This is a genomic window from Candidatus Flexifilum breve, from assembly GCF_016713355.1.
In genome coordinates this window covers 722050-734975 of the sequence record NZ_JADJPI010000035.1, presented here as the reverse complement: position 1 = coordinate 734975, position 12926 = coordinate 722050, and the positions used below count along the sequence as shown (strand labels likewise).

9 protein-coding genes are annotated in these 12926 nt (G+C 61.9%); 1 reads left to right on the top strand and 8 read right to left on the bottom strand.

Annotated elements, in window-relative coordinates; translation table 11 throughout:
* Positions 1-54: 54 nt before the first annotated feature.
* The 7 genes from IPK17_RS26165 to IPK17_RS26135 form a co-directional block, all read right to left on the bottom strand.
* Positions 55-3093, bottom strand: coding sequence for an alpha-mannosidase (locus IPK17_RS26165; protein WP_343420637.1), 3039 nt, complete (start codon positions 3091-3093; stop codon positions 55-57).
* A gap of 163 nt (positions 3094-3256) precedes the next feature.
* Positions 3257-4111 (bottom strand): ABC transporter ATP-binding protein, encoded by an 855-nt coding sequence (locus tag IPK17_RS26160; RefSeq protein ID WP_343420636.1) that lies wholly within the window; start codon positions 4109-4111, stop codon positions 3257-3259.
* Positions 4112-4123: 12 nt separating this feature from the next.
* Positions 4124-5029 (bottom strand): hypothetical protein, encoded by a 906-nt coding sequence (locus tag IPK17_RS26155; protein WP_343420635.1) that lies wholly within the window; start codon positions 5027-5029, stop codon positions 4124-4126.
* Positions 5026-5709, bottom strand: coding sequence for a hypothetical protein (locus IPK17_RS26150; protein WP_343420634.1), 684 nt, complete (start codon positions 5707-5709; stop codon positions 5026-5028). Before IPK17_RS26150 ends, IPK17_RS26155 begins: the two co-directional genes overlap by 4 nt.
* 13 nt (positions 5710-5722) lie before the next feature.
* Positions 5723-6496 carry a hypothetical protein gene (locus IPK17_RS26145; protein ID WP_343420633.1) on the bottom strand — a complete coding sequence of 258 codons (774 nt, stop codon included), beginning with the start codon at positions 6494-6496 and terminating at the stop codon, positions 5723-5725.
* On the bottom strand, positions 6483-7022 hold the full coding sequence (locus tag IPK17_RS26140) for an RNA polymerase sigma factor (protein ID WP_343420632.1): 540 nt from the start codon (positions 7020-7022) through the stop codon (positions 6483-6485). The genes IPK17_RS26145 and IPK17_RS26140 overlap by 14 nt, the downstream gene beginning before the upstream one ends.
* Before the next feature lie 49 nt (positions 7023-7071).
* The gene (locus tag IPK17_RS26135; RefSeq protein WP_343420631.1) at positions 7072-10608 is read right to left on the bottom strand and encodes a serine/threonine-protein kinase; all 3537 of its coding nucleotides are present in this window, start codon (positions 10606-10608) and stop codon (positions 7072-7074) included.
* Positions 10609-10710: 102 nt separating this feature from the next.
* Between IPK17_RS26135 and chrA the strand changes: the two genes are divergently transcribed.
* Positions 10711-11826, top strand: a complete 1116-nt coding sequence (gene chrA, locus IPK17_RS26130; protein WP_343420630.1) for a chromate efflux transporter — start codon at positions 10711-10713, stop codon at positions 11824-11826.
* A 2-nt stretch (positions 11827-11828) separates the two neighbouring features.
* On the opposite strand, the gene IPK17_RS26125 is transcribed toward chrA, so the two are convergent.
* Positions 11829-12863 (bottom strand): 4Fe-4S binding protein, encoded by a 1035-nt coding sequence (locus IPK17_RS26125; RefSeq protein ID WP_343420629.1) that lies wholly within the window; start codon positions 12861-12863, stop codon positions 11829-11831.
* Between the last annotated feature and the right edge of the window lie 63 nt (positions 12864-12926).

Sequence of the window (12926 nt, the reverse complement as noted above, 5' to 3'; positions counted from 1 at the left end):
ATCCACTGGTGTAATGCAAAACGTAATCGCGGATTAGAGGGTTGTCAAGGTAGCCTAACGGCTGAGCTTGAGCGTGATCACCTGGAACGGCGTGAATTCCAGATCGATCACACCATCAACAATCTCCAGTTCGGCGATCTCCTCTTCGAGCAGGTTGCACAGCGCGACGCGACGCACGGGCAAGCCTAAGCCGAGCAGAGCCGTCCCGCGGAAGCCTTCCGGTTCATACAGGCGCATGATAAGGTCGTCGGAATCTTCCGCCTTCTTGAGCGCATCCACGATCAGTTCGGCGTTCTCCACCTCGAAGAACGACTCGCGCAGGTGCTGCGTGCTCCCGCGCACGATCAGTGGAATGTTGAAGGCCAGCGCTTCGCCGATGACCTCGCTGTAATCGACCGAGTGCTGGTGGACGTAGAGCGCGCACTTGAACTCGTGCTGGCCCATGTCCGCCACCGGATCGGGGTACTTGGGCGAGCGCAGCAGTGACAGCGCGATCACGTTCTCGTGAATGCGGTAGCCGTACTTGCAGTCGTTGAGCAGGGCGACGCCGAAACCGGGTTCGGAGAGGTCTGCCCAGCGGTGTGCCGGGACTTCAAAGCGCGCGAGGTCATAGGGTGTGTTGTAGTGCGTGGGGCGCTTCACGATGCCGTGCTGCATCTCATAGGTGGCGTTTTCGGCGCGCACATCGACCGGGAATTCGAGGCGCAGCATTTTGTGCGACTCGTGCCAATCGACCTCGTGCGCGAATTCGAGGATTTGCCCGGTGCTTGTGAGCGATACCGTCTGCGTGATGTGGCTGCGCGCGGTCGCGTAGGTGAAGCGCAGGGCGGCGCGCAGCTTGCCCGTTTCGATCAGCTCGACTGAGGTTGCCGCGAGGGGCGCGCTCTTCTTCTCCTGATGGAACACGTCGACATCCCACGCATCCCAGTTGACCGGATCATCGTCGTAGAGCACGAACTGGTTGCCGCCCTCGCCGACGATGGCGTCGCGTTCGATGAGGTGCGAGTACAGGCTGATCAAGCGGCCATCAGCGCGGAAGGTGGCGCGCAGTGTGCTGTTTTCGAGGACGAACAGGTCGCCCTCCTGATAACCGCTGGCTTCCCAGACTTCCTCGGGCAGTTGATAGCTGGCGAACCCGAACGGCTGCGCTTCGACCAGCACCAAGCCCTTACCATCTGCCGCGGTCTGAAGGCTGTCGACCATATCGGCTTCGACCACTTCCTGACGGCGGATGCCGGTGGTATTGACCACGCCAATGGTGCACTTGCCGGACGGATCACAGGGCGGGAGGAGCGCGTCGAGCGCTGCCTGCCGCAATTTTTCACCACTGGCAAACAGATCGGCGTACTGCACGGTCGAGTCTTCGTAAACGGCGGTGATCGACGAGCCGGGCAGAATATCATGGAACTGGTTGAGGAGCAGCAGCTTCCACAGACGATCAATTTCGGCTTGCGGATAGACGTAACCCGTCTGCCACGAGGCGATAGCGGACAGCATTTCCACATCGCGGAGGAGTAGTTCGGCTTTGCGATTGTTCCGTTTGTTGCGCGCCTGCGAGGTGAACGTCCCGCGATGCAGTTCGAAGTAGAGTTCGCCGACCCACTTGGTATAGCGATCCCAGCGTTCCTCGGCCTTCTTGAAGAACTCGATGGGCGCGGTCTGCTTGACGCGCGGCACGCCGTCGACGTCCTGCATGCGGTCGAGCCGTTCCAGCATATCCTCGGTGGGGCCGCCGCCGCCATCGCCAAAGCCGAAGAGATACATGCTTTCCCGCGCGCGTTCGTGATCTTTGAAGTTCTTCAGGCCGAACAGCATATCATGGGCGGTGCACACGCCGTTGTAGGTGTCGCTCGGCGGGAAATGGGTCAGCACCTGACTGCCGTCCTGACCTTCCCAGATGAACGTCGAGCGATTCGGCTTGTTGAACTGGTTCCACGAGAGCTTTTGCGTGAGGAAGTACTTGATGCCGGAGCCACGCATGATCTGCGGCAGGGCGGCCGGGTAGCCGAAGGTGTCGGGCAGCCAGAATTCCGCGCAGCGCTCGCCAAACTCCTGCTCAAAGAAGCGCTGACCGTAGAGGAATTGGCGGATGTGCGCTTCACCAGAGGGGATGTTGCCATCCTGCTCGATCCACGTGCCGCCGACCGGAATGATCCGCTTGGCGGCGACGGCGGCTTTGACCCGCTCGTAGAGTTCGGGGCGCTCCTCTTTGAGCCATGCATACTGCTGCGCCTGTGAGAACACATAGACGAAATCGGGGTATTGGTCGATGTTCTGCAGCGCATTCGTCACACTGCGCACGACTTTGCGCTTGGTCTCGGCGAGCGGCCACAACCACGCCGTATCAATGTGGGCGTGCCCAAGCGCGTACACCTGATGCTGCGAATCGCCGTTCTTCTCGCTGAGAAAGGTCTGCGCCAGCGCACGTGCCTTCGGCCACGTCGAACGATCATTGAGGTCGATGGCGTTGACCATCTCATTGGCGACATCGAGCGCTTGCAAGCCGCGCGCGCTGTCCGGGAGATTGTGCGCAATGTCGACGATGACGAACATATCCCAGTACAGATCCCATGCCTCGCGGTCGAACAAGGCGATCTCCGCCTGGCGGAGCAGACCGACCGAGTGGAACGGGTCGTCTACTGCGCCGAACAGCGTGTTCACCGCCACTTCGATATACAGCGTGCCCGTTTCACCGCCGGTCGCGGTTGGCGTGAGGCGGTAGCGCACGCGCCGCGGCTTAATCTCGCCCCAGTTGTCGTTCGTGCCGATCAGACCCTGCTGTGGCTGCCCATCAATCCAGATGCAGCCTTCGCAGGAAGCGTCCCAGATCAGATAGACCTCGCCGCCGCGCCAGTCTTCGGGAATTGTGTATTCCACTTTCACCCAGTGCGTCGACCACAGCGGTGCGAATTGATCGCCCACAGCCACCGGATGATAATCGCCCTGCAGCGCCTGCGCGAAAGCAATGCGATCCGGCGCGGCGTAACTGGTGAGTTTGGGCGCCTGCTTGGCAGGATAAAGCTTCCCGCCAAGCCGGGTGTCATCCAAAAAGAGTTTGACCCGGCGGCGCGTAAGTTCGAAATGTTTTTCCATGAGTAACCTTTTGAGCTAGGACGTCTCGCGCGGGGAATTTTACTGCATAACGCGCCGAAAGGGTGAAGTGTTGTCGAATGGAATCTTAGCAGCGGCTCGGTTGGGTGCCCGCCGCTGCCTTACCTAAGTTTGAGCGCGTTGAGAATGGCCGCTAGCGGTGTTTTCACCCACCAACCTGCATCAGCCACATGTAACCATCTTCAAGCGTTGGCTCGGCGGGCAAAGCGTCGCCGCCGGGATGGCCAAGCACACGATACTGCACGCCGTGCTGCAAATGCAGCGTCGATACGACCGTGAGGTCGTCACCGGGACGCCGCCCGCTGAACGTCCACACGTGACCGCGCGCGCGGTCGATCAGGTCGGCTGGTGCGCCGCGAAACACGACGGTGCCGCCGCGCATGACCGCCAGATCATTGCAGCTCTGGCTGATGTCTTCGACGATGTGCGTCGACAGGATGATGGTGCGCTCCAGCGCCATGTCCGCCAGCAGGTTGCGGAAGCGCACGCGCTCTTCCGGGTCGAGCCCGGCGGTCGGTTCGTCGACGATGAGCAGGCGTGGATTGCCGAGCAGCGCCTGCGCGATGCCGATGCGGCGCTTCATGCCGCCCGAATACGTTTTGAGGCGGCGCTTGGCCTCCGCCGTGAGGCGCACTTTTTCCAGCAGTTCCTCGGTCTGGTGCTGGCGTTCGCGCGTATCGGTTATGCCCTTGAGAATCGCCATATAGTCGAGGAATTCGTAAGCAGTCAGGTTCGGGTAGAGGCCAAGTTCCTGCGGCAGATAACCGAGGTTCATCTTCAGCGCGTGGCGACCGTTATACGTAGCAAGATCGTGCCCGAAGGCCGTCACGCGGCCCGCTGATGGGCGCAGCAGCCCGGCGAGGATGCGCATGAGCGTCGTTTTGCCTGCGCCATTTGGCCCCACCAAGCCGAACATGCCCGTAGCGACGGTCAGCGTGAGGTTGGACAGGGCTTTCACCCCACCACGATAGGTCTTGCTCAGGTTTTCGATTTCAATCATGGCATTCTTCTCCTAACGCGCTTCACGCAGACGGGCATAACCCCACGCAGCGAGCCAAACGAGCGCGCCTATCATCAGTAAGCTGCTCAGCATGCCCGCCGCATCGGCCAGTACCACACTGCGATAGTTGGGATCGGTGAGATAGGTATCCATCAGGCCGAGGCCGTAGACAGGATAGATCAGGCGTCCCAGACTCCCCAGCGTCATCGCCGCCGCGAAATACAGATACACGCCGATCGGGATGAGCAGCAGCGCCGCGAGCAAACCGGAGCGGCGGCTGCCCGCCCACGATGTGAAGAGGACGACGACCGCGGCGGCGAACAGGGTCAACGGGATGACCAGACCGATCCACAGGAGCAGCAGCGGGCGCACATCATATGGGCCGTACAACAGGTAGAGCACAAGCTGATACAGCACCAGACACAGACTAATTCCGGCCAGCAGCCCGCTCCATACCGACAGCACTTTGCCACCGAGATAAGTTCGGCGGTGCAGCGGGGACGCATCGAGCAGTTCGCGCACGCGGTACTGACGATCCAGCGGAATCGTATCGCTGAGGAGCGGAATGATGCCAATCACCATCACCATGAGTGCGGGCAGCAGCACGTAAATACCGCGCAGACTGTTCTCCGCAAGGTCAAGATTGATGCCGATCAGCCACGGGGGCAGCGCCTGCGCCGCCTCCGCATCTAACGGTTGTTCGCTCAGGCTACCATCGTCAGCGCGGGAGATCACGGTTGTGATCCCGTTTTCCACCCGCACTTCAATTACGCCGCTGTCAATCGGCGAGGATACCTCACCGACCAGCACGCCGATGAATAACAACGCCGCGAGGAAGAACAGGATCAGGATCGGCAGCGACCTGCGCCGCCAGCTCATGAGCAGTTCGTAATAGATGATGCCCCGCAGCTGAGTCATAGTGCCACCGCCTGATTAGTTCCGAGCATGCGCTCACTGTCCCGCATGAGGTTCACCGTCAGCAGGAAGGTCACGAGGCCGATCAGCGAGACGATTAGCCGATTCGCCAGATACCGTTCTGGCGTCACATCCCACGGCTGGACGTAAAACATCACCCAGGCCATGAAGTCGTACTTCGGCAGCAGCACCGATTGGCCCACGGCCATTGCACCGCACAACATGACGGCTGCGAACGCCCCGTTGCTGGCTTTACGCGTGCTCACGCTGATCCAAGCGCCGATGCCGATCATGCAGAGTGACGGCGGCAGCCAGCGGATCAGCGTCTGCACGAGCGATTCGGCGTTGGGCAGACTCGTCACAACGAGCGAGGCGGTCAGCGCGATCACACTGTAGATGAGCGCCAGCGCCGCCACCCGTTCGAACAGCACGTACACGAGCGGTCGCGGTTTCGCCAAGATCAGTTCCAGCGGCGGCTCATCGTCCGGGGCGAACAGCAGCGCCGCCTGCACGCCGACGAAGAGTGGGAGCACCACTTCCAGCGCGTTGAAACGCAGAAACGCGATGCGCAGACCGCCGAGACTGGTCAAAATTGCCCCGAAGATGATGCCCGCCGCCAAGATGGGGAGGAACCAGCCGACGGCGCGCCAACCGCGCCGCCACGCGAATTGCCAGAGGGTCACAGCGCGACTCCTTTCAGGCCGACCAGCGCTGCTCACGGTCGGCAAGCCATAAAGCGAGGAGAATGGCCACGGCTCCGGCGAGGAACATGACCGGGTACAAATCCGCCCGCAGTAGATCGGGCAAGCTGCGCAGCGCGGGCAGCGCGATCTCTGCGCGTCGAGCGACCTGTGAGCACCACAGCGCGAAGCACGCGAGCACGCTCACGAGCGGGTCGAAGACGAGTACGCTCAGCAGGAAGGCCAGCGCCGAGAGCGCGGTCATGGGCGCCAGCCACGCCAGAATCAGCGGCGTGAGTGAGAGTTCAGCGTGGACGGTGGCGAGCGCCAGACTACTGGCGAGGCCGAGGCCGAGGTTAAAGCTGTACAGCAGTGCCAGCCGCGCGAGCAGGATGATATGCGGTGACACTGGCGTCGAAAGCTGGAGTTCTAACGGTGGGTCGTTGTCCACGCCATAGAGAAACGCGACGCCCACCGCGGCGACCAGCGGTGCGACCAGCACGAACGGGAGATCGCCGGCGCTGATACTCGGCTGGTAGAGCGTCGCGGTCACCAGCACGCCGAGCGCCACAATCAATGCCGAGGCGCTCCACGTCAGGGGGTGAACGAGGCGGAACTGCGCGCGCAGAATCAGCCGTGCCCAACGGACATTGAAGCGCACCGTGGGCCGCAGTGGCGTGAGTGGGATGGCCTGCAAGCGCCGCACGAGTTCGGCTTGCGCGGCGCGGTCTACCGTCGGCGCTGGCCAGCCATCAAGGAACGCGCGAATATCGTGATCAGGTGGTTTCATAGGTCTTCAGCTTTTCGCGTAGGCGGACAACGCCGTTCGAGAGGCGGGATTTCACGGTGCCGAGGGGGATGTGGAGCGCGTCGGCAATTTCAGCCAGCGTGAGCCCTTGGTAATAGGCAAGGATGATGACCTCGCGGTGCAGGTCGGGTAGGCTAGCCAGCGCAGTGATCACGGTCTGCTCCTCATCCTGCGCGCTGATCAGGTCGTCAGGCACCTCCGCGCTCGGCAGGTCGTCCGGATCGTCGCTGTGCGTGCGGCGCTGGTCGGCGCTGGCGTAGTAGTTGCGGGCGATGTTGGTCGCGATGGCGTACAGCCACGGTTTGAAGGGGCGTGGGTACGCATAGGTGTGGATGCCGCGCAGCACGCGCAAAAACGTCTCCTGCACAAGGTCTTCGGCCAGCGCGTGGTCACCATACGTCAAACGGTAGGCGTAGCCGATGAGCGCGCCATAGTGCCGTTCTACCAGCGGCGTGAGCGCGGACCGGTGACCGTGTTTCAGTTGTTCCGCCAGTTGTTCATCGTCCACGCGGTTGCCCTCTTGTCTATTCCCTTATACAAGGGTTAGGCCAGAAAGTTCACGACACGGGCAGATACAGGTAATTTTCGGCGAGGGCAGCGAGTTCGGCGTTGAGATTGAGTTCTGCTCCATTGGCGAGCTGCTGTTCGAATCGAGCCGCGCCGAGGCGCTGTTTCAGGATAGGGCGCAGTCGGACGAGCAGCAAGCGGTTTTCATGGGTGAGCGCGGGCTGCGCCAAAAGGAGACCTTTCCAGCGCGCGGCGGTCTCCGGCTGATTGAAATGGATCGCCAGGATGGCCGCGGCGACGAGCACGCTCATGCTGGGCAGCGGCAGCCCAACCGCCAGCGTGAGTTCGATGGCCTGCGCCAGATACCTCTGCGCTCGCCCATACTCCAAGTGGTTGGCATGCACCATCGCCAGCGCCGCCCGAGCATAAATCATACCTCGTCGATCATTGAGCACTTCAAAGTGTTCCACGCTCTCGCGCAAGCGGTCAACGGCCAGCTCGAACTCCTCGCGCAGATAAGCCACCAGTCCAAGATCCCGCAGCGTCCGACCCACCCAGCGGCGGTTCCCCGGTCTCTGGAAGAACGCCAGACTCTGCGATAACAGGCCCTCCGCTTGCGGATAGTCACCGAGCAGGGTGTAGTTCGCCGCCAGACTGCAATTGGTCACGGCGAGGCCGTCGCGGTCGTTGATCGCACCGCGCACGGTGAGGCTGTCCTGTATGAGCGCCTCGGCCTGCCGGAGGTCGCCTTGCCGCAGGTGCAGAGCCGCGTGGGTGGTCAGCGCGAGGCCGAGGTTTCTCCACTGACCCATTTCGCGGAATATGCGCACCGCTTCGGCAACGCGGAGCTGTGCGCTCCGGAAACGGCCTTGATCGGCGTCGAGCTGACCGAGATTATGCAGGAGGAGCCCCATGCGCACCCGGTCGCCGAGATGCTCGGCGAGGGCTAAGCCCTGTTCCCACAGCGTGCGCGCATCGCCGACCTGAGCCTGCTGGTCGGCGAGGATGCCCAGCGCGTTGAGAATGCCGACAACTTCTGGTTGTAGGTCGAGATCGTGATACAGCTTGAGGCTGGCTTTGAACTTGTGCGACGCGTCGACGAGCTCGCCACGATACAGGTGAACCTGCGCCAGCAGCTGCAGACAGCGCGCACTTTGGGCGCCCGCGTCGATCTCCTGACTGAGCCGCAGACCCGCTTCTGCATAGGTGACCGCGGGCATGAGTAAGGTCTGCGACAAACTCACTTCCGCCAAGCCGATCAAGCTTGCACTGAGCGCGGCTGTATCAGCGAGTGCTTCGGCCAGCTCCACGCTGGTCTCGTAGTAGTTGGCAGCGGCGGCGGGCTGCGCCTGCCGGGACAGCAGGTCACCAAACAGTTGGAGCGCCCGCAGCTCGGCGCGATCACTGTCAGGTACCTTGTTTAACGCAATGAGATCGAGCGCCCGCCACAACCGACTTTGCGCCACCGAATATTTTCCGGTGAAGCGCACTGCTTGCGTCGCGGTCAGGAGGATGTATGCGACTTCCTTCGCCGGATCACCTGCGCGCTGCCAGTGATCGAGGAGTGTCTCGGCGTACGCGAGATAGCTCGGCACGTCGGCATAGATGTCTTCGAGCGCCAAGGCGATTTCGCGGTGCAGCGATGGTAGCTCGTCACCGAGGTCGCGGATCAACCGTTCGCGCAGTTTATCATGCGCAAAGCGCCAGCTTTCGTCACGATATTCCAGGATGGCGGCATCCGCGCATGCGCTCAACCAGGCGAGCAGCGTGTGTCCGCCGAGCAGATCGGCCTGCGTGTTGAGCAGATCGAGCATCCGCAGGTCGAGCCAGCGCCCAGCAACCGCGGCGCGCTTGAGCAGCGCCGTGCCCCAGTCGGGCGCGCGCCCTAAGCGGTGGCTGACAATCGTCTCGACGCCGCCCACGAAGACCTGAGCGGGCAGGGTCACTTCACCGATTCGGCTGAGCCCGCCGGCATGCTCCGCCAGCGCTCGCATGACTTCGATCAGAAAGTAGATGTTGCCTTCGGTCTCGTGTTCCAGGAGATCGAGCACATCATCGCGGCGGCCCACTGACCCGATCATCGAGACTGACAGCGCGGCGATCTGCTCGCTGTTCAGGCGGTCGAGCACGATGAGCGGCGCGTCGGGGAATTCCTGCGCGAGGGTCGGGCGCTCTTCCGGGCGGTATGAGGCGACCACCAGCAGGGAGGTGTTGGGCAGGCTGGCCTGCAGGGCTGTGAGGGGTAGCAGACTTTCGACCGCCCAGTGCAGATCTTCGAGTACGAGCAGGGTGGGGCGTTGCTGCCGCTGGAACAGCCGCACAATCGTTTCGATCAAGCGCTGCCGCGCCGATTCACTGCTCACAATTGGAGCATCGGGGATGGGTCGATTGAGCAGTGTGTGGATATCCGGCACCAGCGGCTTGATCGTCGCCGCTTCCAGATCGTCGACGGGCGTCGCGAGCAGGAGCTGCCGCAGGGGTTCGCGCCATAACTGGTACGGGAGACCTCCGTTCTCGATGCCGTGTCCGCGCAAGACCGTGACGCCGCGAATCAGCGCGCGGGTCTGCAATTCGTCGACCAGCCGCGATTTGCCCAGCCCGGATTCACCGCGGATAAGCCACAGGCCGCCTGTGCCCGTGCTCGCCTGCTGCAGCGCGTCGCTCAGAGTTTGGAGTTCGGCGCTGCGCCCCACGAAGCGCGCCGCTTGCAGCAAACTTTCCCGGGTGGCGCTGTCTTCCGCTTGCAGCGGTTGGCCAAGCGCCGCGCGCAGATCCGAGATAACCTCACCGGCATCGCTGTAGCGGTCATAGGGGTGTTTCTCAAGCAGGCGTTCGATGATGCGCATCAGGGCGGGCGGCAGATTCACGCCGGTGAAATCGGGTTGGCTGTAGAGAATATCGTGTACGAGCGTGTCGATGTTCTCGATGCAGAATGGGTGGTAGCCCACAAAAAGCTGGTAGGCCAACACGCCGACCGCATGCAGATCGACCCCGACGGTCAGATACGGCGCCTGATCGTTGACGGAACTCAAGAGCACTTCCGGCGCCATGTAGGGTAGGGTGCCTAACGCATCGCGCACTTCCCCCGGTGGAACCGACAGGCCAAAGTCCAGCACCTTAACGCTGGGCGCGCCGGTCTGCGGATGGCGTTCGACGAGCACATTGCTCGGTTTCAGATCCCGGTGCACAATACCGTGACGATGGATGTACATCAGGGCGCGCAGCAACTGTACCAGCAGGTCGGCTTTGTCACCCAGTTCCAACCCACTCCCCGCTTTGAGGATGGAGCGGCCTCCCTGGATCAGTTCCATCGTAAAATAAGGCACATGATCCTGCGTAAAGCCGTAATCCAAGACGCTGATGATGTTTGGATGCCGGAGCGCTGCCAGCGCTTGAAATTCGCGCGCGAGCTCAAGCTGAGTATCGGCGTCCAGTAGGCTGGCCTGCCGTCGGGATTGGGTCGCCGAGTAGACGCGTTTGAGCGCGACTTGGCGACCAGAGAGGCGGTCGAGGGCGCGATAGACGATGCCCATCCCACCTTCACCGAGTAACCCCTGCAGGATATAGCGTTGGTTGATAGTTTCCATGTAACTGGGCGGCTCCGGCGGATGTTGAAGGTTACAATGTGCCCATGACTAGCGTAATACAGTGTTGGTTAATAGCCCATTGAGATTTGCAAAGGAGCGGCCTTGACCGCATCGGCACCACGATTACTCGAACTGGCGGGGATCTTCCTACGCCTCGGTGTGACCGCTTTTGGCGGTCCGGCGGCGCATATTGGTATGTTTCACGATGAGTTCGTCAAGCGGCGCGGTTGGCTCACCGACGAACACTTTCTCGATCTGCTTGGCGCGTCCAATCTCATCCCCGGCCCGAGCTCGACCGAGATGACCATGCATATCGGCTATGTGCGAGCCGGGTGGCGTGGGCTACTGGTCGCCGGCGCGTGTTTCATTCTGCCCGCCGCGGCGATCGTGATTGTGCTCGGGTGGCTGTACCAGTCCTACGGGACGACTCCCGCCGTTGATGGCTTGCTCTATGGCATCAAGCCCGTCGTGATCGCTGTCATCGGGCAGGCGATTTGGAGTTTGGGGCGTAAAGCGTTTAAGTCGGGTCTGCTGGCGGGAGTCGGCGTGGCGGTGCTCGTGCTGAACTTGCTGGGGCTGAATGAGATCGCGCTGCTGCTGGGCGCGGCGGTATTCGTGATGCTGGTGCACAACCTGCGGCGCGTACCGACCGCTGCGATCTTCTGGCTGCCGCTGGCCCAGATCATTCCGGTGACCCTAAACGAGCTGTTCCTGACGTTCCTCAAGATTGGCGCGGTGATCTACGGCAGCGGCTATGTGCTGCTGGCCTTTCTGCGCACTGACTTCATCGAGCGTTTGGGCTGGCTGACGGATCGGCAGCTCCTGGACGCGGTGGCGATTGGGCAATTCACGCCGGGGCCGCTCTTCACGACGGCGACGTTCATCGGCTACGAACTGCTGGGCGTGCCCGGTGCGATTGTGGCGACGCTCGGCATATTTCTGCCGGGCTTCATCCTCGTGCTGATCACGAACCCGTTCATTCCAAGAATGCGCCAATCGCGGTGGACGGCGGCGCTGCTGGATGGGGTCAACGCGGCGGCGATCGGACTCATGGCGGCGGTCACGTTGGAAATCGCGCGCGCCGCGCTGATCGATCCGCTGACGATCGCGCTGACGGTGGTCGCTGCCGTGCTGTTGATTCGCTACAAGGTCAATTCAACGTGGCTAATCCTCGGCGGCGGTGTGATCGGGTTGGCGGCCCGCTTGCTCGGCGGTTGAACTCACTCTACGGGAAGTGTCGGCAGGTTGTCTTTGAAGCGCAGCAGTCGCCCGAACTTGATCCCGCGCAGCCAGTCGACATCGGCGTGCCGTTTGCGGACGCGCAGCTTTTCCGGGCCGCTGTCGTGCTTCAGCGACAGGCTCAGCGCATCTTTGGGGCACACATTGATGCAGTTCATGCACAGCGTGCATTCGGTCGACGTCACGCGCTGCCCGATGGTCACGTACTGCGGAATTTGGATATCCATTGGGCAGATCAGCGCGCAGGCGTGGCAGTCGTTGCACTTGGCGGCATCCCCGGTGATGCGTAGGAGTGCGCGGCTCGAACTCAGCTTGAGCGGCACGTTGATCGGGCACACGTATTTGCAGAAGGCGCGGTTATCCTTGAGGACGACGGCGATCAGGATGCCGGAGAGGATATACAGCCCCGCGCTGACGAGAAACCACAGCAAACCGCTCACCCCATTCGCACCATCACGATAGCCGTAACCAAACCAGAAAAGCAATACAAGCCCCAAACTGATGGCGAAATGGGCATAGCGCAGCCACCCCCAGCGACCGTGTAAACGTCCTTTACTGCGGCGGTAGGGCAGTTGGTCGAACAGCGCGGCGAACCAGCACGCCCACCCGCACCACACGCGACCGAACAGCAGCGGCCCGGCGATCTTCGCCAGCGTATAGTGCAGCACGGCGGGATGTGTCAGCGTGAGCAGAGCGCCGAAGAACAGGCCTTCGATTTGCATGTTGCCGCGCCCGGAGAAGACCGTCATGCTGAACAGGATCGCGCCCATCAGGAAGATGATGAGGCGGCGCACCGCGTTGCGCTGCTTGCGCGGCGCGACTACGTATAACGTGATGGCCAGCGCTTCCGAGATGATGAGGTCGATCACGATGAAGGTGGGCAGGTAATCGCGGAAAGCGAGACTGCCAACCGCGAAGACGAGAATCCAGATGAAGAGTGCTGGGCGGAGGTCGAGTCGTTTGGTTTGCGGGGCGCGGGTGGTCATGTACGAGGCTTCTTTCACTACTTCGGTCATTGTAGTCCGCATTCAGCGCGTTGAGAGTCACCAAATACCCATGATTTTTGGAGGAGAGAACCC